The following is a 25,345-nucleotide window of genomic DNA, read 5'->3' as shown; positions in this document are numbered from 1 at the left end:
ATCGACAGCGTCGACGTCCGCACCGGTACACCGTTGTCGCTGCGGCTCTGATCTGAGGGCTACGGGAGCAGTGCGATCGCCACCGCCTGGAGCTGGTCCGTTGAGAGGCTCAGCTGCGGCCGGGTCACCTTGAAATGCGACACGCTCGGATTGTCCAAGTCCACGTTCACCCAGTTGTTCAGGCCGACCGCGACCCTGGGCGAGTCCGGACGAAACGCCTCCGACATCCTGCTGACCACGCCATCGGCAAGCCTGGTGTCAATGGTGCGCAGGATCGTGCCGTCGGCGAGCTCGGAGCTGACGCAGGTCGACCTGCCGGTAGTGTCGTTCCCGCAGATCGGCGTCCCCGGCGACATCTGCCCCACCGGCTCGTTCACGCTCACGGTCAGCAGCTGGCGGCCCGCAGCGTCGTAGACGTCGAGGAGTACCACGTAGGCCGTGGTTTGCGGGATCATCGACCAGTCCGGGTCGCAGGTGCCGGTGGTCACCGTTTCGGCATCGGGCATCGCGCTGTGCAAGGCCTGACGCAGGGCCGTGGTGAGCCGTTCGGCCTCCTCCGTCGTCGGGAGCTGCTGCTTCGTGGTGGCGGCGGAGGAGGCGCTGGGGCCCGGGGACGCCACGACCGGCACGCACTCCGGGGGTGGCGACGTGACCCCGGTGACCGCGGCCGGTGTGCGCTGCAATGCCAGCCCCAGGCCGGCCGTGCCCGCGAGCACGGCGACGACCGCACCGGCGGCGGCGAAGCGGGTGCGCAGGCGGCGGCGCAGGCCCCGCGCGACCACCGCGTCCAGGTCGAGGCGCGGTGGCGGTGCCGGCGGGTCGAGCTCGCGCAGGTCGTTGATCAGCGGGTCCATGAGGTCTCCTCCGTTGCGTCGTGGCCGGCCAGGCGCTCGCGCAGGGCGGCGAGCCCACGGGCGGCCTGGCTCTTGACCGTTCCGGTACTGCAATTGAGCGCCTGCGCCGTGTCCTCGACCGACAGGTCGCAGCAGTAACGCAGGACCAGCACCGCCCGCCGGCGCGGGGGCAGCTCGGCCAGCAGCGCGGACAGGGCCAGGCGATCGGCGACGAGGTCCGGCATGGTGCGGACCAACACGCGACGCACATAGGCGTCGATGTCGTCCGCGGCGGCGACCCGCGGCCAGTGCTGCAGGATGCGCACGAGCGCCGCCGACAGCACGTCGTCGGCCCGGTGCCAGTCGCCGCAGAGCAGGTAGGCGGTGCGGCGCAGGGTCGGCATTTTGCCGGTCACATACGCCCGAAACCCCTCGACGTCCTTTGCCATACCCTCCAGACACGGCCACCGCGCCGGGAGGTTGCCCGCCTGGCTTACAGACTGCGGGACCGGCGCCGGAGCCGCCGCGAGGGTCTCGCGTTTGGACTGCGCGGCCGGCAGCCCGTACCCGGAGCGGGCGGTCCAGTCCGCCAGGTCCGGCGGACAGCGGCGGTGTTGTGGCCGTCGGCTACGATGCGGGGCTCTGCCGGTGAACAGGAGATCGTCGATGGGCGTTGTCGCGGGGCTGCGTACGCGAATGCCGCTGGTGATTGCGGTGACCGTCGGTCTGATAGCCGTCGCGGTGACGTACGTGGTGCTCCGTCCCGACCCCGGGGAGGCGGGCGCCGACAAGCGAGCCGGCTGTGAACCCATCGAGGTCAGTTCGTCGACCGAGAAGGCCGACCTCATGATCGAGCTGGCCCGCCGGTACAATGCCTCCGACAAGCTGTACGGCGGCAAGCGGTGCGCGTCGGTTTCCGTGCACCGGCTCACGTCCGGTGCGGCGGCGGAGGCGCTTGGCTCCGGCTGGGATGAACAGCGCGACGGTGGGCCGGCACCGCAGGTGTGGACGCCCACCGCATCGTTGTGGCTCCAGTTGGCCCGCCACCGGGAGACCACCGGCGGCAAGCAGGTGGTGCCAGCGGCCGGCACGCAGATGCCGTCGATCGCGCAGAGCCCGTTGGTCATCTCGATGCCGAAGCCGATGGCCGAGGCGTTCGGCTGGCCGAACCGCGAGTTCGGGTGGAGCGACGTGCTGGCGCTGGCGTCCGATCCGCAGGGGTGGGGCCGGTACGGCCATCCCGAGTGGGGGCGCTTCTCCTTCGGCAAGGACAACCCGCACCGGTCCACGTCCGGCCTGGCCGCGACGGTGGCCACGTACTACGCGGCGACCGGCCTGTCCCGCGAACTGACGGCGGCCGATCTCACCCAGCCCAATGTGATCAACTTCGTTCGCGGGGTCGAAGCCGGCGTCCTGCACTACACCGACGATGCGGTGAAGTTCCTCGCCAACTTGGCCGAGGCCGACGCCAAGGGCGCCGCGATGTCGTACGTGAGCGCCGTCGTGCATCAGGAGCAGCTCACCTACCTCTACAACAAGGGCAACACCACCGGCGACCCGAAGGTGAAAGGCAAGGCGCCCACGGTGCCGCTCGTGCCGATGGTGCCGCGGGACGGCACGCTGATGCTCGACCACCCGTACGTGGTGCTGCCTTCGGCCAGTGCCGCACAACGGGAAGCAGCCGCGGACTTCCTCGCGTTCCTGCAGCAACCAGCCCAGCAGGCCGCGTTCGCGGCGATGGGCTTCCGCGACCACCAGGGCAACGCCGGTCCCGAGTTGACGCAGACCCTGCAGATCCCGGCCGGGCAGAAGCTCAACCTGATCCAGTCGCCCGTCGGAGAGGTCCTGGACAAGATCCTCGCCGGCTGGGACGACCTGCGCAAGAAGGCGAGGGTGCTGCTCGTTCTCGACGTCTCGGGCTCGATGAAGGAGAAGGCGGCCGGTGACATCAGCAAGCTGGAAGCCGCGAAGAACGCGGCGATCGCGAGCCTCGACCTGCTGCATCCCGACGACGAGGTGGCACTGTGGACGTTCTCGGGGCAGCGACCAAACGGTGCGCAGCCCTACACCGAGCGGCTGCCGACGTCACGCATCCGTGACGCGAAGCAGCAACTCACCGACATCATCCGGGCGCTGAGCGCCGATGGCGGCACGGCCTTGTACCACACGACCCGGGCCGCCGACGGGTACATGCGGGAACGGCTGGACGCCGACCGCATCAACGCGGTCGTGCTGCTCACCGATGGGCGCAACGAGTATCCGGCCGACAACGACCGGGCGAAGTTGCTCCGCGACCTGGACGGGTCACGCCTGGAGAACTCGGTTCGCATCTTCGGTATCGCCTTCGGCGAGGAGGCTGACCTGGACACGCTCGAACAGATCGCGAAAGTGTCGCGGGCAGCCGCCTACGACGCGCGCGACCCGGCCAGCGTCGACAAGATATTCAGCTCGGTGCTGAGCAATTTCTAGCGGGCGACGTCCGGCAACCGCGTCTTCAGCGGTCGAACACGATACCGAGGGCCACCCGCACCGTATGCACGATCACGGCGACCACGGCTCCCGCAGCCAGCACGGCCGCCGCGCCCGCACCGGCGAGGCCGCCGATCATGCTGCTCAGGGCACCGAGCAGCACGGCCGCTGCCACACTCCACGGATCGGTGAGGTGGCGGCGGATCGATCGCCCCCGCCCCGGTTCGACGGCCTCGTCGACGCGTGACGCGCGGCCCGCCGTCGTCGAGGCCGGCGACAGCTGCATGACTCGCTGCGGCGAGCCCTCCGGCACGGGTGACGGGCCGGCGGCCGTTGCACGCGCCTGCGCAACGGTCTCCTCCGACCCGGCATCGGCGGGCAGCCTCATCGTGACACCGGTGGGCGTGCGTTCCTCGCACGCGTCGAGCAGGATCAGTGAACCCTCCGCCACCACGAGCTCGGGCTGCTCCAGAACCGCCGGCGGCATCCCGAACGCGCGGTGCAGCAGCGTCGCGACGAGTGGGACGCGGCTCGACCCGCCGACGAGGAAGATGCCGCCGACGTCCGACAGCCCGATGCCCGCGCTGCGTACCGCGGCGCGGGTGACCGCGACCGTCCGCGCGATGACCGGTTCGGCGAGCTGCTCGAACTCGTCCCGGCTCACCGGAACGGTGTCGTCCAGGATCGGCAGGTGCACCAGCGTCTGCGAACGACGGCTCAACGACTCCTTGGCCAGCCGAGCGTCCTCCCACAGCTGCCACCGGGCACGACGGTCGGCGGCGGTGGCCGGTTGTCGCAACCGGTCCCAAGCGTCCGGGGCCCGCTGCGCGATCAGCCGGCCCAGGTGCTCCACCAGCGCGGCGTCCAGGTCCAGGCCGCCCACCTCGGGCAGCCCTTCACCGGCCAGTACCGTCAGCGCTCCTGCGGGGTCGCGCCGAACCACACCGGCGTCGAACGTGCCGGCCCCGAAGTCGTACACCACCGCGCACTGACCCGCGCCGACCCGGCCGACCTGGCCGAGGAAGTAGGCGGCGGCAGCGATCGGCTCCGACACGAGTGTCGGGCTCGGCAGGCCGGCACGGAGCGCCGCAGCGGTCAACCGGCTCAACCGCGACGTGCCCCAGGTCTCCGGATGCGTGATCACGACACGATCCGGGAGCTGGCCGACGACCTGCTGCGCCTCCGACGCCACCCGTCCCAGCACGGCGGCGACCAGGTCGACCACGTCGGTCTCGTGGCCGCCGAGCAGGACGATCCCGTCTGCCATCCTTCGCTTCGGGTTGGGCTCGTACCGATCCGGATGCACCCGCGCCGACCGCACGGCTTCGGCACCGGACAACACGTCGCCGGGGCCTTCCAGGAGTACCGCCGAGGGCAGTAACGGTGACCCATCGAAGAGCAGGGGACGTGCTTCACCGCCACCGCGACGCACCATGGCCACGGTGTTGAAGGTGCCGAAGTCAATCCCGAGCAGCACGCCGTGAGCCATCGTTGCAGCGTACGCGGCCCCCGCATTTCCGTCCCGCCTTGATCCGCGCGTCCGGCGAGCATTGCGCCATCCTCGATGCCTGACGCGCCCGGCCTGGCAACCTGCCCGGTCCGCATGGCGGTCTTGACTGTGACGTTACGTCACAGTCGAGAATGGGCACATGCGCATCAGTGAGCTGGCCGAACTGGCCGGCTCGACCGTCCGCACGATCCGCTACTACCACCAGATCGGCCTGATCCCGGTGCCGGAGGCCCGGCACGGCCGCCGCGACTACGACATGGTCCATCTGGCCCGCCTGGTCCGGGTCCGCTGGCTGGCGCAGGCCGGCATCCCGCTGGCGACGATCGCGGCCATGCTCGGCGACCAGACGCAGCCCGCCCCGGGCCAGGCCAACGGACGCCGGGAGTCGGTCCTGGATGACCTGCGGGCCAGCGTCGACGCCCTCGACGAGCAGCTCGCCGACCTCGGCGTGCAGCGGGATCGCATCGCCGGGCTGATCGCCACCGTTGAGTTCGACGGGCACCTCTCGCCGATGCCGGCTGCCCTGGTGCGCTTCTACGACCGCCTGGAGTCGCAAGCCGGCGACGAGCACGTGCGCCGGGTCATCCGCCGCGAGCGCGACTTCATGGAGCTGGCGTTCTACCGGGGCGACATGCCGCCGGAGTCCGTGGTCGTCTACGAGCGGCTCACCGAGGCCCAGCTCGCCGAGAGCCAGGTGCTGTTCGGCCAGATCGCCGAGCGCGTGAAGCGCCGCGACGAACTCGACGCCCGCGAGATCGCCGAGATCGCCGCCGCCGTCGTCGAGCGGATCACCCGGCAGCTCGGCCCGCAGCTGCCGGATCTGCTGCGCTCCATCGACCTCGGCCTCGCCCGGCGCGCCGCCGACCTCTACGTCCGGCTCAGCGACGCCCGGATGCGTCCCGTCCAGCGGGCCATCGCCGATGCCCTGCTGACCGTCATCGAGAAAGGGCAGGTCCAGTGACAGACCCGGTCATCGACGTCCGCGGGCTGGTGAAACGGTTCGGGAGGTTCGCGGCGGTCGACGGCCTCGACCTCACCGTGTCCGGCGCCTCGGTGCACGGCTTCCTCGGCCCCAACGGGGCGGGCAAGTCCACCACGATCCGCGTGCTGCTCGGCCTGTACCGCGCCACCGCCGGTCACGTCCGCGTGCTCGGCCTGGACCCGGCCGCCCACGCGGCGGAGGTGACCCGGCGGATCTCGTACGTGCCCGGAGAGGTCATCCTGTGGCCGAACTTCACCGGCCAGGAGGTGCTCGACGCCCTTGCCGGCCTGCGCGGCCGCCGCGACGTCGCCGCCGAGCGGCGCCTGGCCGACGATTTCGCGCTGGACACCCGCAAGCTCGTGCGCACCTACTCCAAGGGCAACCGCCAGAAGGTCGTCCTCGTCGCCGCCTTCGCCGCCCCCACCGACGTGCTCGTGCTCGACGAGCCCACCTCCGGGCTGGACCCGCTGATGGAGGAGCTGTTCCAGCGGGAAGTGCGCGACGCGGCGGCGGCCGGGCGCACCGTGCTGCTGTCCAGCCACATCCTCGCCGAGGTCGAGGACCTGTGCGACGCGGTCACCATCATCAAGGACGGGAAGCTGGTGGAGTCCGGGCGGCTGGCCGACATGCGCCACCTCGCCGCGTCGACGATCACGGCGCGGCTGCCCCGGGAGCGCAGCGTCGCCGTCGCGCAGCAGCTGCGCGGACTCGGCGTGGCCACCGAGCCCGACGACGGCATGGTGCAGCTCAGCGTGGCCCGGACCCTGGTGCCCGCCGTGCTCGGCGTGCTGGCCGAGACCGGCGCCGAGGACATCACCTGCACCCCGGCGAAGCTGGAGGACCTGTTCCTGCGGCACTACGCGGTGGCGGCACGGTGAGCCTCACGCTGCTGTTGCTGCGCCGCCACCGCCTGGTGCTGGGCTCGTGGCTGGTCCTGCTGGTGGGGCTGTGCGCCAGCACTGTCCAGGCCTACCAGGACTCCTACTCGACCGCCGAGCAGCGCCGGACCGCTGTCGAGCTGGCGCACCACAACACGGCCACCACCCTGCTCTACGGCCGGCTGCCCGACCCGGGCACGCCCGGGCAGATGTACGCCTGGGAGATCGGCGCCATCGTGACCATCCTGGCGGGCGTCATGGCCGTGCTCGTCACGGTCTCGGTCACCCGCGCCATCGAGGACGACGGCACGCTGGAACTCCTGCGCTGCTGTGGCCTGCCGCCCCGGCTGCCCCTGACCAGTGCGCTGACGCTGCTCGGGATGCTCGGCACGGTGCTGGCCCTCGGCACCGCCGCCGCGGCCGGGCTGTGGACCGGCCGGGTCGACGGCGTCACGTGGCCGGGCGCGGCGGCGTTCGGCGCGTCCGTCGGCCTGACGTTCCTGCTCATGGCCGCCCTCACCACGGTGCTGGCGCAGGTTGCCCCGGCCGCAGGGCAGGCGCGGACGGTCGCCTTCGCCGCGCTCGGCGTCGCCTTCGGCCTGCGCGCCTTCGCCGACACCCAGGATGTGGGCGCGCTCAACTGGTTCAGCCCGCTCGCCCTGCGCGCGACGGCGCAGCCGTTCACCGGCGACCGCTGGTGGGTCATCCTCGGCGCTCTGCTCGCCGCGGCCGTCCTGGCCGGGGTCGCGGTCGTGCTGTCGGGCCGGCGCGAGTTCGGCGCCGGGCTCGTGCGCCGCCGTGACACCCGCGGCTCCCGGCTGCGCCTGCGCACCGCCGCCGGGCTGGCCGCCCGGCTCGCCCGCGGCCGGCTGCTGTCCTGGACCGTCGTCGTGGCCGCCATCGGCGCCCTGTTCTCGGCCATGGGCTCCGGCAGCGTCGAGCAGAGCCGCGACGGCGACCTCGGCGGGTTCCTCGGCACACAGCTGGGCGCCGGCGATCCGGTGGCCGGCTACCTCGCCTACTGCGGCACCGTCATCGGGATCGTGGTATCCGTGTTCGCGGTGCTGTCGGTGACCGCGGGCGGGCAGTCCGAGCGGGCGGGGCTGACCGACGTCGTGCTGGCCAGCGGCGTGCGCCGGTGGGCACCGCTGGCCGCACAGGCCGGCGTCACCGCGGCCGGCTGCGCCGTCATCCTCGCCGCGACCGCCGCCCTCAGCGCGCTGATCGCGCCGCTGGTCATCGACGGCCAGGACGTCGCTTCGCGCAGCCTGGCCTACGTGGCCGGGCAGTGGCCGGCCGCCGTGGCGATGACCGGCTGCACGACGCTCGTCGTCGGGCTGCGCCCGCGCCTGGCCGGGCTGGCCTGGCTGCCGCTGGCCGCCAGCGCGCTCGTCGCCCTGCTCGGTGACCTGCTGAGCATCCCGCAGCGCGTCCAGGACCTGGGGCTGTTCCGGCACGTGCCCGACATCGCCGCCCCGAGCCCGCACACCGGCGCGCTCCTGCTGCTCGTGGCGGCGGGCGCGGTGCTGGGCGTGCTCGGCGTCGCCGCCACCACCCGCCGTGACATCACCACCGGTTAGGAATCACCACCGGATAAGGTGGTTCGCCGCCCCGATCACGTGAACAGCAATTGTCGTCCGGGCGGCGCGGAACGATCGCCGAGCGACGTTTCGCCAAAACATTTCCGAGGCGTGTAACAAATAGTCGGCGACGAACGCTGCGGCGAACCCGGCGGCGCGATTTCCCGCCATGGTTGAAACCGCCGGCCGGCCTTATTCGATATCGAGGCCGGCGACGCCGCGCAGCTGTGAGCGCCGGCCCAGTTGCAGCTTGCGGTAGACCCGGGTCAGGTGTTGCTCGACGGTGCTGACCGTGACGAAGAGTCGGCGGGCGATCTGCAGGTTGGTGTGTCCCTTGGCGGCCAGGACGGCCACCCGCAGCTCGGCATCGGTGAGCCGGTCCAGCGGGCCGGACGGGCGCGCGGTGTCGCCCGGCGGGTGCGGGTCGGCCCGGTCCCCGGCGGGCCCCATCGCCGCGATCCGCAGCTCCAGCGGCCGGGCGCCGCAGCGGTTGGCCAGCCGAAGGGCCGACGTCGCGGCCCGCCGGGCCGGCCCCGGCTGGTCGAGCTCCTGGTACGTGGCGCCGAGGTCGGCGTAGGCACGCGCGAGGCTGAGCCGGTCGCCGGACTTGCCCAGCAGGCCGATGGCCTCGCGCAGCAGCGCCTCCCCGGGCTGCGGCGGGCCCGCCGCAGCCACCGTGCACAGCGTGATGCCCCGGGTCCGGGTGGCCGGGCCGGTCAGCGCGAGCTGCTCCTCGGCCAGCGCGAGGGCCTCCTCCCGCTCGCCGATGGTGAGCAGTGCCTCCGCCGCGTCGGTGCGCCACGGCACGAGGTCGGGCCGGTCCAGTGACCAGCCCTGCATCAGCCGCCCGCAGGCGCGGAAGTCGTCCAGCGCCGGGCCGGGCCGCCCGGCGGCCAGGTGCAGGTGGCCCCGCGCGCTGAGGTACTCCAGCCCGAACACGGTCGCGAACACCGCGTCCGGCACCGGATGGTCCAGGTACAGGCTCGCCGCGTCGATCATCCCCATGCCGGTGTTCGCGCGGATCATGACGGCCAGCGGCGCGCCGGCCGCGGCGGCCCAGTCGGCCACCGGCAGCAGGGCCAGCGCCGCTGCGGCCCGCTCCACCGCCTCGGGCAGGTCGCCGAGGCGGGTGCTGACGCCGGCCCGCGCCACGCCGATCATCGCGCGCCAGGTGGGGTGCCCGCGCACGCGGTCGTCCTTGAGCAGCAGGTCGCAGGCGTCCGCGGCGAGGTCCGGCCGGTCGCCGTAGAGCAGCGCCATGACCGCGTACACCGCCGGCAGCACGCCGTCGACGGCCGGGCGGACGCCGTGCAGCACCTGCTGGGCTTCGCTCAGCGCGCCGGGATCGGGGCCGTCCAGCACGACCCGGCTCAGCACGTCGACGGCCCGGTGCCAGACGCCCTGCCGGCCGCCCAGCCGCCGACCGGACGGGTCCGCCCGCCCCGGCTGCGCCGCGCCGGCGGGCGCCTCCGGCCGGTCGGGCGCCGCCTCGATGCTCAGCCCCGGCGCGAGCGTGCCGGAGTACTTGGTGAGCAACTCCAGGTCGATCGCGACGCCGGGCCGGGAGTGCAGGTCGGCCAGGATGCGTAGCGCGTCGGCGTACTGGCCCTGCCACAACAGGTGGGCGAGCAGGCAGGTCACCTCGCCCGCGGAGAGCAGCCCGGCGTGCGCCGCGGCGCACAGCTGTGGCAGGTAGCGTTTGGCGGCGCTCGGGTTCACCCGCCACTGGGCCTCGGCGAGCGCGGCGGTGATCTCCGCACGCTGCCGCGGCTCCTCGGCCCCGTCGTGGGCGAGCCGCAGGTAGCCGATCGCGGTGGCACTGTCGCCGTCGAGCAGCGCCAGCCGGGCACCGTCCAGCAGCACGCCGCATGCCCAGACCGGCCCGGTCTCCCGGCCCGCCGCGAGGTGGCGCGCCACGACCGGCGTCGGGGCGCCGGCGGCGTGCAGGATGTCGGCGGCCCGCCGGTGCAGGCGGGTGCGCAGCTCGATCGGCATGCCGTCCAGCACGGCGTGCTCCGCGGCGTCGTGCCGGAAGCGCCCGGCGTCGAGCAGCCCGGACTCGGTCAGGATGTCGATGCCGGTGATCACGGACTGGTGGTCGGCGGCGACCACCTCGCCCACCAGCGGCACGCTCGTCGCCGCGCCGAGCACGGCGACGGCGTGGGCGATGTCCAGCAGCGACGACTCGGCCCGCAGTAGGCAACCCGCGACGGCGCGCCGGTAGGTCTCGCCTGGCACCGGTCCGTCGCCGGTGAGCGCATCGCCGGGCAGCTCCTCGGCCAGCGCCCGCAGCAGCAGCGGGTTGCCGCCGGTGATGGCCAGGCATTGCGCGGTCAGCCGCTCGGCCGTCTCCGCGTCCATCCGCTGCTCGAGCAGCGCGGTGACGCCCGGCGCGGGCAGGGTGCCCAGGCGCAGCTGCCGGACGTTGGGCAGGTGCAGGATCTCCGACTGCAGTAGCCGGCGCAGCCGCGAGTTGTGCGTACACTCGCCGATCAGCACCAGGATCCGCTGTGAGCGCGCGCGGCGGATCAGGTACAGCAGGCAGCTCAGCGACGGCGGGTCGATGAACTGCAGGTCGTCGACGACGATGACGAGGGGCCGCTCGGCGCACAGCGTGCGGAAGGCGGCGTGGACGCCACGCAGCAGCGCCGGGCTCACCGGCGGCGCGCCGTCGGGTGGGCCGCTCTGCGGCGCGTCGAGGACACCGCCGAAGAGCAGCCGGTCGGTCGCGTCCGCGCGGTCGGCGGGCAGCGCCACCCCGGCCAGCAGCTGGTCGATGACGCCCATCGGCAGCGCCTGCTCCACGCGCGAGGCGATCGCGGTGACCACGTGCGCCGCCGGGGCGACGTCCTCGCCGAAGGCGCGCAGCAGGGCGGTCTTGCCGGTCGCCGGCGCGCCGCTCACCACGACGACGCCGCCCCGGCCCTGCGTACATCGCTCGAACTGCTCCCGCAGCAGCTGCAGCTGGGGGCCACGCATGACGAGTTTCATGGTTCCCCCGCCCGCCGGTCGGCGCCGCCGATCTGCTCGGCGTGGCGTTGCTCACCCGGCCGCGGATCGCCCCGGGACGGCGCGCCGACAGTGCACCCGGGTGACCGGCGACTGCCGGTCCCGCCGAGCCCGTGGCGAGTCATCGGGTCCCCTCCGGCCGCGTGGCTGCCTGTGGTGCCGACTCATGTGATTCATTCCGCTCGATCGTCACCCGCCGTCCTGCCGCGTGTCAGGAGTCGTTGGTCACGGCCTGCCCGGGACCGTTGGGCCTGAGCGTCAATCGGATGTATCACGCGTTCGTTCCAATCCGGACAACACGGCGCCGGCGGACCGCGTGCGCACCGTGACGATCGTAGTGATCATTGCATTCGTGGGCCCCAGTAATTCGTCAACCCCTATGTTGTAGCGGGCCGTCCGAATGCGTATGTAGCGCGAACGTGAAGTTCATTTCAAAAATTGACTGCGATGTACGGGTAGCTTACGGGATCGACCGTAGGGGGTGCTTAGGGGATTTTTCACCGGCCCGGCCCGGGATACTCGAAGCGACGACAAATCGAGCTTCAAATCGATACTCGCGGACTCGATTACGGACATCGCTTGTTCGCTTCGAGTACGGACGGAATTCGACATTACGTGCTGTGACCCGCACCGGGATCGCCGAGTGACCACCAAGATCGCCGAGTGACGCTGAAGGGGCGGTTGGCGTGCAAGGCAGGACGGACGGGGCAGCCGCGCCCGGGGCGCGGACGCTCGTCGAGCACTTCCGCGGCGTGTTCCTCGACCGGCCGCAGGAGCGGATCTACCGCTTCCTCGCCGACGGGGAAGGCGAACCGCTCACCCTTACCAACGCCGAGCTGGACCGGCGGGCGCGGGCGCTGGCCGCCACCATGCGGGGGCGGTTCCCGGCCGGAGAGCGGGCCCTCATCGTGTGCCCGCCGGGCCTGGAGTACGTGACCGCGTTCTTCGCCTGCCTGTACTCGGGGATCATCGCCGTTCCCGTGTACCCCCCGAACCCGGCACTGCTCAAGCGCACCCTGCCGCGGCTGCTCGGCGTCATCGCCGACGCGCGCCCGGCTGTGGTGCTGGCGCCGTCGGACGTGGCCGTCCTCGCCGCCGAGGTGGGTGCGCAGGCACCGGGGCTGACGGAGCTGACTTGGATCACGATCGACGCCGTCGACGGCGGCGCGGCCGGGGACTGGCGCGAGCCGGTCACCGGCGGCGGGGACGCGGCCTTCCTGCAGTACACCTCGGGATCGACGGGGCAGCCGAAGGGCGTCGTGGTCACCCACGCCAACCTGCTGGACAACCTCGGGGCGATCCACCGCCGCTTCGTGGGCGCCGACAGCGGCACGCGGTCGGTGACGTGGCTGCCGCCGTACCACGACATGGGCCTGATCGGCGGCCTGCTCGTGCCCGCCTACGGCGCGCTGCCGGTGGCTTTCATGTCGCCGCTGTCGTTTCTGAAGCGTCCGGCGCGGTGGCTGCGCGCCATCTCCGAGCACCGCGGGGCGTACAGCGGCGCCCCGAACTTCGCCTACGAGCTGTGCGCCAGCCGGATCACCGACGAGGAGTGCGAAGGGCTCGACCTGAGCTGCTGGACGCTCGCCTTCACCGGCGCGGAGCCCGTCCGGGCCGACACGATCGACCGCTTCACCCGCAGGTTCGCGCCGTTCGGCTTCCAGCGGCGGGCGTTCTACCCGTGCTACGGCCTCGCCGAGGCCACCCTGCTGGTCTGCGGGGGCGAGCGGGAGGCCGAGCCCGAGGTGCGCCGGCTGCGCCCGGACGCCCTCGCGCAGCACCGGGCCGAACCCGCCGGATCGGACCCCCGGGCGCGCACGGTCGTGGGCTGCGGCCGGCCGGTCGACGGGCTGGTCATCGCCGACCCGGACCGGCGTACGGCCCTGCCGGACGGGCAGATCGGCGAGATCTGGGTCCGCGGCGCGAGCGTGGCCGCCGGCTACTGGGGGCGCCCGCAGGAGAGCGAGGAGGTGTTCGGCGCCCGCCTCGACGGCTCGGACGAAGGCCCGTTCCTGCGCACCGGCGACCTCGGCTACCTCGAGGCCGGCGAGCTGTTCGTCACCGGCCGGCGCAAGGAGCTGCTGATCGTCGCGGGCCGTAACCACTACCCGCACGACATCGAGCGCACCGTCGAGCGGTGCCATCCGGCGGTGCGCAGCGGCGGCGTGGTCGCCTGCGCCCTGACCGACGGCGACGAGGAGCGGCTGCTCGTGGTCGCCGAGGCCGACGGCGCCCCGGCCCGGCTCGACACCGGCGCGATCATCGCCGCGATCCGCACCGCCGTGGCCGATGAGCACGAACTGCGCGTGGACGTCGTCGCCCTGACCGGCCGCGGGTCGGTGCCCAAGACCTCCAGCGGCAAGCTGCAGCGCAGCGCCTGCCGCGACGCGTTCACCGACGGCAGCCTCCGGCCGTTCGCCACCTGGACCCTTGCCATACCGCCGCCGGTCACAGCCGAGCCGGCGCCGCAGCCGGCCCGGCCGCAGTCGCAGCCGGCGGTCGAGCGCTGGCTGACCGAGTTGCTCGCCGACCGCCTGGAACTGCCCGCCGGGGATGTCGACCCGCGGCGGCCGATCGCCGAGTACGGGCTGCGCTCGGTCGACATGGTCGGGCTGGTCGGGGAGCTGGAGCGCCGGTTCGGCCGGTCGCTGCCGGCCACGCTCGCGTGGCAGTACCCGACGATCGAGGCCCTCGCCGCCCACTTGAGCGGTGCCGCCGACCCGGAGCCGGACCCGCCGGCGCGCCTCGCCGCACCGGACGCCGAAGGCCCGGCCGAACCGGTCGCCATCGTCGGCGTCGGCTGCCGCTTCCCGGGCGGGGCCGACGACCCGCAGTCCTACTGGCGGCTGCTGCTGGACGGGCGCGACGCGATCACCGAGGTGCCGCCCGAGCGCTGGTCCGTCGAGGAGTACACCGACGAGGACCCGGCGGCGCCGGGCCGGACCACCACCCGGTGGGGCGGCTTCGTCGAGAGCATCGACCGGTTCGACCCCGGGTTCTTCGGCATCTCCGCGCACGAGGCGGCCCGGATGGACCCCCAGCAACGGCTGCTGGCCGAGGTCGCCTGGGAGGCGCTGGAGGACGCCGGGCTGCCGGCGGAGGCGCTCGCCGGCAGCCCCACCGGGGTGTTCATCGGCATCGCCACCAGCGACCACGCACACCTGCAGTTCCGCGATCTCGACCGGGTCGACGCGTACACCGGGACCGGCAACGCGGGCAGCATCGCCGCCAACCGGCTGTCCTACCTGTTCGACCTGCGGGGCCCGAGCATGGCCATCGACACCGCCTGCTCGTCGTCGCTCGTCGCAGTACACCAGGCATGCGCCAGCCTCGCCCGGGGTGAGTGCACGGTGGCGATCGCCGGCGGCGTCAACGTGATCCTCTCGCCGGCGCTCGCGATCAACTTCAGCAAGGCCGGCGCGATGGCCGCCGACGGGCGCTGCAAGGCATTCGACGCGCGGGCCGACGGCTACGTGCGCTCGGAGGGCGCCGGCGTCGTGGTGCTCAAGCCGCTCAGCCGGGCCATCGCCGACCAGGACACCATCCACGCGGTCATCCTGGGCAGCGCGGTCAACTCCGACGGGCGCACCAACGGGCTGATGGCGCCCAACCCGCACGCCCAGCGGGAGGTACTGCAGGCAGCGTACGCCAGCGCCGGCATCCGCCCGGCCGACGTGCACTACGTCGAGGCGCACGGCACCGGCACCCTGCTCGGCGACCCGGTCGAGGCCGGCGCCCTGGCCGGCGTCGTCGGCGCCGGCCGCGACCCCGAACGACCGTGCCTGATCGGCTCGGTCAAGTCCAACCTCGGCCACCTGGAGGCGGCCGCCGGCGTCGCCGGGCTCGTCAAGGCCGCCCTCATGGTCCGGCACCGCACGGTACCGCCGAGCCTGCACTTCGAGCGGCCCAACCCGCACATCCCGTTCGGGGAGCTGGCGCTGCGGGTGGCGGATCGGTCGCAGCCCTGGCCGTCACCGCAGCGGGCGCTCGCCGGCGTGAGCTCCTTCGGCTTCGGCGGCACCAACGCCCACCTCGTGCTCGCCGAGCCGCCAGCGCGGCCGGACGACGACGGGCCGCCCGCCGGGCCGGGCGAGCAGTCGGCGCGGGTGCTGGCCCTGTCCGCCCGCACCGAGCCGGCGCTGCGGCAGCTGGCGCAGCGCTACGCCGGGCGCCTGGACGCGGTCACCGACGATCGGCAGTTCACCGACGTCTGCTACGCCGCCGCCGTACGCCGCAGCCACCACGAGCACCGGCTCGCCTGCGTGGGCTCGTCGGCGGCCGAGGTGCGCGAGGCCCTGCGGGCGTACACCACCGGCCAGCCGCCGCCCGGCCTGACGCACGGTGCGCGGGTCGTGGGCCGCCGGCCGTCGGTCGCGTTCGTCTTCTCCGGCCAGGGCCCGCGATGGTGGCCCCTCGCCGCGGACCTGGCGGCCACCGAGCCGGTGTTCCGTACCATGATCGACACCTGCGAACGGCTGCTGGCAGAGCACGTCGACTGGTCGCTGACGCAGGAGCTGGCGCTGCCGGTGGAGCAGTCGCGGATGGCGGATCCCGCGATCGCGCAGCCGGCGCTGTGCGCGGTGCAGATCGCGCTGGCCCAGCTGTGGCGGTCGTGGGGTGTCGAGCCGGCGGCCGTCGTCGGTCACAGCGTCGGCGAGATCGCCGCGGCGCACATCGCCGGTGCCCTGAGCCTCGGCGACGCGCTGCGGGTGGCGGTCCACCGCGGGCGGGTGATCCGCTCCGCGATCGGCCGGGGGCGGATGGCGGTCGCCGCGCTGACCCTGGACGAGGCCCGGGCCCTGCTGGAGGAGCGGGGCGACTCCGCGGTGTCGATCGCGGCCGGCAACGGCCCCACCTCGACGGTCTTCTCCGGCGAGACGGCGGCGCTGGAGGCGCTGACCACGGCGCTGCAGGAGCGCGGGATCTTCTGCCGGACGCTCGAGTCGGTCGGCTTCGCCTCGCACAGCCCGCTGATGGACGGTCCCCGTGACGAGCTGCACGCGGCTTTGGCCGGGCTGAGCGCCCGCGCCGGCGCGGTCCCGATGATCTCCACCGTGACCGGCCGGGCCATCGCCGGGGAGTCCCTCGACGCCGGCTACTGGGCCGACAACCTGCGCCGCCCGGTCCTGTTCGACCCCGCCGTCACCGAGCTGGTCGAGACCGGCCACGACACGTTCGTGGAGATCTCCGGACACCCGATGCTCGGCGAGCCGGTCGCCGAGCGGCTGGGCGAGCAGCACGCCCGCGGCGCCGTCGTGGCGTCGCTGCACCGCGAGACGTCCGGCCGGACCGCGATGCTCACCGAGCTGGGCCGGCTCTACGCCGCCGGCTTCCCGGTGGACTGGCGGCGGGTCTTCGGCGCCGCCGGTGCGATGGTGGCGCTGCCGGCCTACCCGTGGCAGCGCGAGCGCTGCTGGCTCGACCCCGAGCCGCGCCGGGGCCGCGGCCGCTCGGCGCATCCGGTGCTGGAACAGGAGGTCCGCTCGGCCGTCGAGCCGCACGCGTGGCACTTCACCGGCCGGGTGGACGTCGGCGGGTACCCGTACCTTCGCGACCACTGCGTCGGCGATGTCGCCGTGCTGCCGGCCAGCCTGGTGCTCGACGCGGCCCTGGCCGCCGGCCGGCGCGGCCTCGACGACCCGGCCGTCACGGTCGAGGACCTTGCGCTGCGCCAGGTGAGCGTCGTCGACGAGAACGCCGGGCAACCGACCCTCCAGCTGGTACTGCGCCCCGAGACGCCGGGCCGGGCCACCTTCACCCTGTTCACCCGCGGCGGTTCGGCGCCGGCCGACTGGGTGGCGGTGGCCGACGGCCGAGCCGTCGCGGCGGGGCCGCCGGACGGTGCGGCGGCGGTGCCCGCCCTGAGCGACCTGCGGCAGCGGTGCCGGGAGGCCGGTGACCCCGTCGCGCACTACGCGGCGCTTTCGCGGGCCGGCCTGCGGTACGGCCCGGCGTTCCAGGGTGTCGAGGCGCTGTGGCGCGGCGAGGGCGAGGCCCTGGGGCGGCTGCGCGGGACGGTGGACCTGACCGGCGACCGGGACCGCTACCAGGTGCACCCGGCGGTGCTCGACAGTGCCCTGCAGGTGCTGGCCGCGGCGCTGCTGCCCGAGGGCGCCGACGCGCAGACCTACCTGCCGGCCTCGGTGGGCCGCTTCCGGCTCGCCGCCGGTGCGGCCGAGCCGCGCTGGGCCTTCGCGACGGCCGGCGAGCGCGGCCCGGACGCGGTGCGCGACGGGCGGGTCGTGCTGTACGCCGACGACGCCACCCCGGTGGGCGAGCTGAGCGGGATCACGCTGCGCCGGCTCGATCCCGGCCCGGCCCCCGACGCGGTCGGGGAGTCCTTGCTGCGGCTCGCCTGGCGCGAGGCGGCCGTGCCCACGCCGGCGCCGGGTGCGGAGCCGGGCGTCTGGCTGGTGCTCGCTGACCGGGACGGGACCTGCGCGGCGGTGGCCTCGGGTCTGGCCCAGCGCGGCGCCCGCTGCATCACGCTGCTCGCGGGCCGGGGCTACCGCAAGGTCGGCCCGGACCGGTACGAGGCCGATCCCACCCGCGCCGACGACCTCACCGCCGTGCTCGCCGACCTGGCCCGCGACGGCGCTGCGCGCTTCGCCGGCGTGCTGCACGGCTGGCCCCTGGACGCCCGGCCGGACACCGATGACATCTCCCTCGACGCCGTCTGCCTGGCGCTGGTCCACCTCGTGCAGGAGCTGCTGCGGGGCGCGTCGGTGCAGACCCCGCGCGTGGCGGTGCTGACCCGGGGCACGCAGGTCGTGGACACCGAACCCGTGGATGCCGCGGCGGTTGCGCAGTCGGCGGTCTGGGGGCTGATCCGGGTCCTGGCCGTCGAGCACGCCGAGCTGCGCCCCGTGGTCGTCGACCTCGACCGCACGCCGGCCGCGGGCGAGGCCGGCCAGGTGCTCGCCGAGCTGCTGGCGGGTGGCGCCGACGGCCAGGTCGCCCTGCGGCGGGGCCGCCGGTTCGTGCCCGGGCTGCGGCGGTGGCGGCCCGAGACCGGCGCCGACTGGGCCCGGCGGCCGTACGACCCGCGGCGGGACACCAACCACCGGGTGCTGGCGGCCCGGCCCGGCATCCTGGGCAGCCTGACCTCCACCGCGTGGCACCGCGTGCCGCCCGGCCCGGGCCAGGTCGAGATCGAGGTCGCTGCCGCCGGGCTCAACTTCAGCGACGTGCTCAAGGCCCTGGAGATCTGCCCGGGTGTACCGCCGGGCGTGGTGCCCCTCGGCGCCGAGTGCGCCGGGCGGGTGGTCGCCGTCGGCGACGGTGTCACCGGGCTGCGCGCCGGCGACCGGGTGATGGCCGTGGCCCCGTCCAGCCTGGCCGCATACACCACGACCGATGCGCGGCTGGTCGCGCCGGTCCCGCCGGGCCTGTCCGACGAGGAGGCCGCCGCCGTGCCGGTCGCCTTCCTCACCGCGGTGTACGGCCTGGAGTACCTCGCCCGCCTGGGGCCGGGGGAGACCGTGCTGATCCACTCGGCCACCGGCGGCGTCGGCCTGGCCGCCCTGCAGGTGGCCCGCCGCCGGGGCGCGCGGATGCTCGCCACCGCCGGTAGCGAGGCCAAGCGCGAGCTGCTGCGGTCGATGGGCGTCGAGCACGTCATGGACTCCCGCTCGCTCGCCTTCGCCGAGGAGGTCATGCGGGTCACCGCCGGGCGCGGGGTGGACGTGGTGCTCAACAGCCTGGCCGGCGAGGCGCTGCTGCGCAGCCTGTCCCTGCTGGCCCAGGGCGGCCGGTTCGTCGAGATCGGCAAGCAGGACATCTACGCCAACAGTCACCTGGGGCTGGAGATCCTCAAGCACAACCGGTCGTTCCTCGCGGTCGACCTGGAGCAGACGTTCAACGAGCGGCCCGGGTTCGTCGCGGAACTGTTCGGCGAGGTGCTGCGCGGCTTCGCCGCCGGCGAATTCGCCGCTCTGCCGGTGCGCGGGTTCACCTACGGCGAGGCCGGGGCCGCCTTCGGCCACATGGCCCAGGCCCGCCACACCGGCAAGATCGTGCTGCGGCCGGCCGGCGTGGACACCGTCGCCGTGCGCCCCGGCGAGAGCCCGGTCCGGCCCGGCGCCGCATACCTCATCACCGGCGGCCTCGGCGCGCTCGGCCTCCAGACGGCCGAGTACCTGGCCGGGCTGGGCGCCCGGCACCTGATGCTCGTCGGCCGCCGCGGGGCCACGGCGGACGCCGAGCCGGCCCTGGCCCGGCTGCGCGAGGCGGGCGTCGACGTCCGGGTGTGCCGGGCGGACCTCGCCAAGGCCGCCGACGTCGCCGCCGTGCTGGAGGAGATGTCAGCGACGATGCCGCCGCTGGCCGGCGTGGTCCACGCCGCCGGCGTGCTCGACGACGGGCTGCTGCTGGAGCTGGACCGCGACCGCTTCTGGGCGGTGGCGGCGCCGAAGGTGCTCGGCGCCTGGCACCTGCACCGGGCCACCGCCGAGCGGCCGCTGGACTTCTTCGTGCTGTACTCCTCGGCGGCCGCCCTGCTCGGCTCGCCCGGGCAGGGCAACTACGCGGCGGCCAACGCCGTCCTCGACGCGCTGGCCCTGCACCGCCGCGCGCATGGTCTTCCCGCGACCAGCATCGACTGGGGGCCGTGGGCCGAGATCGGTCTCGCCGCCCGGCCCGGGCGCGGCGGCGCGCTCGCCGCAGCCGGCGTGGCGGGCATCCGGCCCGCGGACGGCGTCGCCGCCCTCGACCGCCTGCTGCGCGGCGCCGCCACCCACGCCGCCGTCCTGCCGCTGAACCTCGACGCCCTGCGCGCCGCGGCCGGCCACGGGCTGCTCCCGGCCCTGCTGGCCGAGCTGGCCGGCGGCGAGGACGGGCCCGGCGATCGCGCCGGTCCACGCCCCGACGGCGCGGTCCGCGTCCGGATGCTGGCCGTGGAGCCGGGCCGGCGCCGGCGCAGCGTGCTGGAGGAGCACTGCCGCGCCGAGGCGGGCCGGGTGCTCGGCCTCGACCCCGCACGCATCGACGTCACCGAGCCACTGGCCGGCATGGGATTCGACTCCCTGATGGCCCTGGAACTGCGCCGCCGGCTGGAGATCTCGCTGGGCCTGACGCTGCCGGCGACCCTGGCCTGGCGCTTTCCCACCATCGAGGCCCTGGTGCCGTTCCTGGCCGAACAGATGGACGTCACCCTGGTCGCGGACCGGCCGGAGCGAGCCGCGCCAGGCGAGCCGGAACCGGCGGCCGGGCCGGACGACGAGCTTGCGCAGCTGGCCGACGACGAGGTCGAGCGGTTGCTCCTGAACAGGATCGTGCAGTTCGAGGAAGGGCGGCACTGAATGGCTTCGCCGGACCGTAACCCGGGCGCGGGCGACACCCTCAGGCGGGCGTACCTGGCCATGGAGCAGATGCAGCGGCGGCTGGACGAGTACGAGCAGGCGCGCAGCGAACCCATCGCCGTGGTCGGCATCGGCTGCCGGTTCCCCGGCGGCGTGAGCGACACCGAGGGGTACTGGCAGATCCTCAGCGACGGCGCCGACGTCGTCGCCGAGATCCCCGCCGACCGGTGGGACGCCGAGGCCTTCCACAGCACCGAGCCGCAGCAGCCGGGCCGGATGAGCACCCGCTGGGGCGGCTTCCTGGACCGTGTGGACGAGTTCGACCACGACTTCTTCGGCATCTCCCGCCGCGAGGCGGTGACCATGGACCCGCAGCAGCGGCTCACGCTCGAGGTCGCCTGGGAGGCGCTGGAGAACGCCGGGCTCGCCCCGGCGGAGCTGGCCGGCCGCCGCGGCGGGGTGTTCCTGGGCGTGTGCAGCTACGACTTCGCCGCCGAGCACTTCCAGCACCCGCTGGACCTGTCCGCCTACGCGAGCACCGGGACCTCCCACAGCGTCGTGGCCGGTCGGCTGTCCTACCTGCTGGACCTGCGCGGGCCGAGCCTGACCGTGGACAGCGCCTGCTCCTCGTCGCTGGTCGCCGTGCATCTGGCCGCGCAGAGCCTGCGCTCGGGCGAGTGCGACCTGGCGCTCAGCGGCGGGGTCAACGTCGTCGTCTCCCCGCTGCCCAGCATCGCCTTCTCCCAGTTCCCGGGGATGGTGTCCCCCGACGGGCGGTGCAAGACCTTCGACGCGCGGGCCGACGGCTACGTGCGCAGCGAGGGCTGCGGGGTCGTGGTCCTCAAGCGCCTCGCCGACGCGAGGCGCGACGGCGACCGGATCCTGGCCCTGGTGCGGGGCGGCGCGGTCAACCAGGACGGCCGCAGCTCCGGGGTGACCGCGCCCAACGGCGCTGCCCAGCGCGACGTGCTGCGCGCGGCGCTCGCGTCGGCCGGGGTCGGGCCCGAGCGGGTCGGCTACATCGAGGCCCACGGCACGGGCACCCGGCTGGGCGACCCGATCGAGGTGGAGGCGCTGGCCGACGTGTACGGGCGAGCGGACGGCCCGCCGGTGTACCTGGGTTCGTCCAAGACCAACATCGGCCACGCCGAGGCGGCCGCCGGCATCGCCGGGCTCATCAAGGCGGTGCTGTGCGTCCAGCGCGGCGCCATCCCGCAGAACGTCCACTTCACGGAGCTCAACCCGCACATCTCCTTCGCCGGCACCACGTTCGCCGTCCCGACCGCCCTGACGCCCTGGCCGGACGCCGGCGGCCCGCGGATCGCCGGGGTGAGCAGCTTCGGCTTCAGCGGGACCAACGCCCACCTGATCGTGGAGCAGCCGCCGGCCGGCGCCGAGCCGGAGGCGGCCGCGCCCGAGCGGCCCCAATCCGTGCTGGCCCTGTCCGCCAAGACCCCGGCCGCGCTGACCGCGCTGGCGCGCGGCTATGCGGCGCGGCTGGCGGCCGGCGGCGGCGTCGCCGACCTGTGCTACTCCGCCAACACCGGCCGCTCGCACTTCCGCCACCGGCTCGCGGCGGTCGGCGCCGACGCCGAGGAGATCGCCGAGAAGCTGGCGGACTTCGCCGACGGACTGCCCGGCGACGAACCGGCGACCGGCGAGGCCGGCACCGGCGAGGTCGTCTTCCTGTTCACCGGCCAGGGGCCGCAGCGGGTGGGTATGGCCCGGGAGCTGTACCGCACCCAGCCCACCTTCCGGGAGCTGATCGACCGCTGCGACGAGATCCTCCGCCCCGAGCTGGAGACGCCGCTGCTGTCCGTGCTGTACCCGGCCGACCCGGATTCCTCGCCGATCAACGAGACGATCTACTCCCAGCCGGCCCTCTTCGCCGTGGAGTACTCCCTGGCGCAGCTGTGGCGCTCCTGGGGAGTCGAGCCGGCCGCCGTGCTCGGCCACAGCTTCGGCGAGTACGTCGCCGCCTGCGTGGCCGGGGCGATGAGCCTGGAGGACGGCCTGTGGCTGGCCGCGCAGCGCGGCCGGCTGATGCACCCGATGGGCGGCACCGGCTCGATGGCGGCGATCTTCGCGCCGGAGGAGCAGGTCGCCGACGCGATCGCCGGTTACCCGGACGCGGTGTCGATCGCGGCGGTGAACGGCCCGGCCAACACCGCGATCTCCGGCGAGCGGGCGGCGGTCGCCGAGATCTGCGCGGCCTTCACGGCTCGCGGCGTCGAGGCCAAGCTGCTGCACATCGGAACCGCGTCGCATTCCCCGCTGGTCGAGCCGATCCTCGAACCGCTGCGCCGCGCGGCCGAGCGGGTGACGTTCGGCCCGACCAGCATCCCGCTGGTGTCGAACCTGACCGGCGAGCTGTGGCCGTGGGAACGGCCGCTGGACGCCGACTACTGGGTGCGCCACGCCCGCCGGCCGGTGCGGTTCGCCGCCGGGGTGGCCACCCTCCTCGGGCTGCGGCACCGCACGTTCCTCGAGTCCGGGCCGGCGCCGACGCTGCTGGGACTCGTCCGTGACGGGGCCGGCGCCGGACCCGGGCTCGCGCTGCTGCCCAGCCTGCGGCCCAAGCACCCCGAGTGGCCGGTGCTGCTGTCGACGCTTGCCCAGCTTTACGCCCGCGGGGTGCCGGTCGACTGGCGCGGGTTCGACCGGCAGTACCGCCGGAGCAAGACGGCGCTGCCGACCTATCCGTTCCAGCGCACCCGGTGCTGGCCCGATCCGCGCCCCCGCCTGTCCGACCCGGCCGGTCCCCAGCCGGCCGAGCATGACCCGGACGACGACGGCCTGCTGTACCGCCTTGACTGGCAGCCGGCGCCGGCCACCGATGCCGCCGGCGCCGAGGGCGCCCGGCCGGCGTGGCTGATCCTGGACGACGGCGAAGGCATCGGGGAGAGCCTCGCGGCGGCGCTGACCGCCCGCGGCGAGCGGTGCGTGCGGGCCGGCGGCGACGAGATTCCGGACGTGATCGCGGACGTGGCCGGCGACGAGCCCCTCAACGTCGTGCACCTGTGGGGGCTGCGGATCGACGAGGAACCCGCCGACGTCGACGGCTTCCTGCGCGGGCAGGACCTCGGCTGCATGAGCGCGGTGCGGGCGGTGCAGGCGCTCGCGGCGCGCCCGGCCGGATCGGTCCAGCTGTGGCTGGTGACCCGCGGCGCCGTCAGCGCCGGCGGGCACCGGCCCGCCGCCGGGCAGGCCACCCTGTGGGGCCTGGGCCGCTCGCTGCAACAGGAGCAGCCGGCGCTGTGGGGTGCCCTGATCGACCTCGACCCGGCCGCGGCGCCGGCCGCCGCCGCGCAGGCCCTGCTCACCGAGCTGGACCGGCGAGGCGGCGGCGAGGACCAGGTGGCGCTGCGCGGCGACGGACGCCTCGTGGCCCGGCTCGTCCGCGCCGAGGCACCCGCCCGGCCCGCCGCCCTGCGGCCCGACGGGACGTACCTGATCACCGGCGGGCTCGGCGGCATCGGCCTGGCCGTCGCCCGCTCCCTCGCCGCCGCCGGGGCCCGGCGGCTGGTCCTCGCCGGCCGCACCGGGCTGCCGCCGCGCCGCGAATGGACCGGCCTGCCCGGCGAGCACCCGGCGGCCGCCCGCGTCGCCGCCGTGCGCGAGATCGAGGCGCTCGGCGCGAGCGTGACCGTCGAGTTGCTCGACGTCGCCGACGAGGCGGCGGCGCGCGCCTTCCTCGAGCGGTACGAGGCCGAGGGCTGGCCGCCGATCCGGGGCGTCGTGCACGCCGCCGGCGTCGGCGAGATCGCGCCGCTGACCGACCTGACGCCCGAGGATCTGCACCGGCACCTGCGCCCGAAGGCCGCCGGCGCGTGGGTGCTGCACCGGCTCTTCGCCGACCGGCCGCTGGACTTCCTGGTGCTGTTCTCGTCCACCAGCTCCCTGCTCAGCTCGCCGTTCGTGGCCGCGTACGCGGCGGCCAACGCCTACCTCGACGCGCTCGCCGCGCTGCGCCGCCACGCCGGGCAGCCCGGCCTGAGCATCGACTGGGGCATCTGGGCGGGCACCGGCCTGGCCGCCCGCGATGCCGGCGCGACCCCCGGCCTGAGCCGGGGCATGGGCCAGCTGGCGCCCGGCCAGGCGCTGCGGGTCTTCCACCGGCTGCTGGCCGCCGACGCCGGCCACGTCGCCGTCGCGCCGGTCGACTGGGCCGAGTGGGGCCGCCGCTACCAGGAGGTGTCCGGCTCGGCGCTGCTCGGCGAACTGCTCGCCGAGGCGGGCGGGCGCCGGACCGCCGGGCGGGTCACGGCCCCGCGCGCGTCCCTGCCGTCACGGGAGGCGCTGCTGGCGCTGCCCGCCGATGCGCGCAGGGAGCTGCTCGTCTCCGCGCTGCTGGTCGGCGTCGCCGCCACGCTCGGCGGTGTGTCGTCCGTCGGGCCCGACCAGCGCCTGTCCGACCTCGGCCTGGACTCGCTCATGGCCGTCGAGCTGCGCAACGAGGTCGAGCGCGGCCTCGGCGTGTCGCTGCCGATCTCGGTGCTGCTGGAGGGTGCCTCGGTCCGCACGCTGGCCGAGCACATCGTCGCGGTCCTCCCGGCCGGCGACGCCGCCGCGCCGGTCGGGGCGGCGGCGATCCCCCGGGCCCGGCGCTTCGACGACGTCGCCGGCGAGCTGCTGGCCGAGCTGGAGGGCAGCGCCGCGGGCGCCGGGCCGGCGGGAGGTGCGGCGTGACCGACGTGGCCGCGCGGCTCGCCGCGCTCTCACCCGAACAGCGGGCCCGGTTCGACCGGTTGCTCGCCGAGCGGGGCCTGACCGAGGACGCGTTCC

At 74.5% G+C, this 25,345-nt stretch carries 10 protein-coding genes; 6 read left to right on the top strand and 4 right to left on the bottom strand.

All coding sequences use genetic code 11. The annotated features are described in order from the left end of the window. Positions 1–59: 59 nt before the first annotated feature. Both ACQPY0_RS41770 and ACQPY0_RS41765 read right to left on the bottom strand, forming a co-directional pair. A complete protein-coding gene (locus tag ACQPY0_RS41770) occupies positions 60–854 on the bottom strand; it encodes a hypothetical protein (protein WP_432973965.1) in 795 nt (264 codons plus the stop codon). After that, positions 842–1,282: a sigma-70 family RNA polymerase sigma factor gene (locus ACQPY0_RS41765; RefSeq protein WP_432973963.1), complete on the bottom strand. Its 441-nt coding sequence runs from the start codon at positions 1,280–1,282 to the stop codon at positions 842–844. The genes ACQPY0_RS41770 and ACQPY0_RS41765 overlap by 13 nt, the downstream gene beginning before the upstream one ends. 217 nt (positions 1,283–1,499) lie before the next feature. Here ACQPY0_RS41765 and ACQPY0_RS41760 point away from each other — a divergent pair, with 217 nt between their 5' ends. Then, positions 1,500–3,302 carry a vWA domain-containing protein gene (locus tag ACQPY0_RS41760; RefSeq protein ID WP_432973961.1) on the top strand — a complete coding sequence of 601 codons (1,803 nt, stop codon included), beginning with the start codon at positions 1,500–1,502 and terminating at the stop codon, positions 3,300–3,302. Between the two features lie 25 nt (positions 3,303–3,327). Here the strand turns inward: ACQPY0_RS41760 and ACQPY0_RS41755 are convergent, their stop codons facing one another. Beyond that, entirely contained in the window at positions 3,328–4,791 is a 1,464-nt protein-coding gene (locus tag ACQPY0_RS41755) for an Hsp70 family protein (RefSeq protein ID WP_432973958.1), read from the bottom strand. A 160-nt stretch (positions 4,792–4,951) separates the two neighbouring features. Between ACQPY0_RS41755 and ACQPY0_RS41750 the strand changes: the two genes are divergently transcribed. The 3 genes from ACQPY0_RS41750 to ACQPY0_RS41740 are packed head-to-tail and all read left to right on the top strand — an operon-like array spanning position 4,952 to position 8,252. Further along, positions 4,952–5,773 carry a MerR family transcriptional regulator gene (locus ACQPY0_RS41750; RefSeq protein WP_432973956.1) on the top strand — a complete coding sequence of 274 codons (822 nt, stop codon included), beginning with the start codon at positions 4,952–4,954 and terminating at the stop codon, positions 5,771–5,773. Continuing rightward, positions 5,770–6,672 (top strand): ABC transporter ATP-binding protein, encoded by a 903-nt coding sequence (locus ACQPY0_RS41745; protein ID WP_432973954.1) that lies wholly within the window; start codon positions 5,770–5,772, stop codon positions 6,670–6,672. Before ACQPY0_RS41750 ends, ACQPY0_RS41745 begins: the two co-directional genes overlap by 4 nt. Then, the gene (locus ACQPY0_RS41740) at positions 6,669–8,252 is read left to right on the top strand and encodes a hypothetical protein (RefSeq protein ID WP_432973952.1); all 1,584 of its coding nucleotides are present in this window, start codon (positions 6,669–6,671) and stop codon (positions 8,250–8,252) included. Before ACQPY0_RS41745 ends, ACQPY0_RS41740 begins: the two co-directional genes overlap by 4 nt. A 192-nt stretch (positions 8,253–8,444) precedes the next feature. Here the strand turns inward: ACQPY0_RS41740 and ACQPY0_RS41735 are convergent, their stop codons facing one another. Continuing rightward, a complete protein-coding gene (locus ACQPY0_RS41735) occupies positions 8,445–11,231 on the bottom strand; it encodes an AAA family ATPase (RefSeq protein WP_432973950.1) in 2,787 nt (928 codons plus the stop codon). A gap of 716 nt (positions 11,232–11,947) precedes the next feature. On the opposite strand from ACQPY0_RS41735, the gene ACQPY0_RS41730 reads away from it, so the two are divergent. After that, a complete protein-coding gene (locus tag ACQPY0_RS41730) occupies positions 11,948–20,560 on the top strand; it encodes an SDR family NAD(P)-dependent oxidoreductase (RefSeq protein WP_432973948.1) in 8,613 nt (2,870 codons plus the stop codon). Further along, a complete protein-coding gene (locus tag ACQPY0_RS41725; RefSeq protein ID WP_432973946.1) occupies positions 20,561–25,249 on the top strand; it encodes a type I polyketide synthase in 4,689 nt (1,562 codons plus the stop codon). It abuts the gene before it with no gap. Positions 25,250–25,345 lie beyond the last annotated feature (96 nt).

The organism is Dactylosporangium sp. CA-233914 (assembly GCF_050942935.1).
Classification (GTDB): Bacteria; Actinomycetota; Actinomycetes; order Mycobacteriales; family Micromonosporaceae; genus Dactylosporangium.
The sequence above is the reverse complement of the archived record's forward strand: the minus strand, read 5'-3'. Positions and strand labels throughout refer to the sequence as shown.

Excerpts from the sequence above, each read along its gene's own strand:
- ACQPY0_RS41770 (WP_432973965.1), bottom strand. The coding sequence starts at position 854 with ATGGACCCGCTGATCAACGACCTGCGCGAGCTCGACCCGCCGGCACCG.
- ACQPY0_RS41765 (WP_432973963.1), bottom strand. The coding sequence starts at position 1,282 with ATGGCAAAGGACGTCGAGGGGTTTCGGGCGTATGTGACCGGCAAAATG.
- ACQPY0_RS41760 (WP_432973961.1), top strand. The coding sequence starts at position 1,500 with ATGGGCGTTGTCGCGGGGCTGCGTACGCGAATGCCGCTGGTGATTGCG.
- ACQPY0_RS41755 (WP_432973958.1), bottom strand. The coding sequence starts at position 4,791 with ATGGCTCACGGCGTGCTGCTCGGGATTGACTTCGGCACCTTCAACACC.
- ACQPY0_RS41750 (WP_432973956.1), top strand. The coding sequence starts at position 4,952 with ATGCGCATCAGTGAGCTGGCCGAACTGGCCGGCTCGACCGTCCGCACG.
- ACQPY0_RS41735 (WP_432973950.1), bottom strand. The coding sequence starts at position 11,231 with ATGCGTGGCCCCCAGCTGCAGCTGCTGCGGGAGCAGTTCGAGCGATGT.
- ACQPY0_RS41725 (WP_432973946.1), top strand. The coding sequence starts at position 20,561 with ATGGCTTCGCCGGACCGTAACCCGGGCGCGGGCGACACCCTCAGGCGG.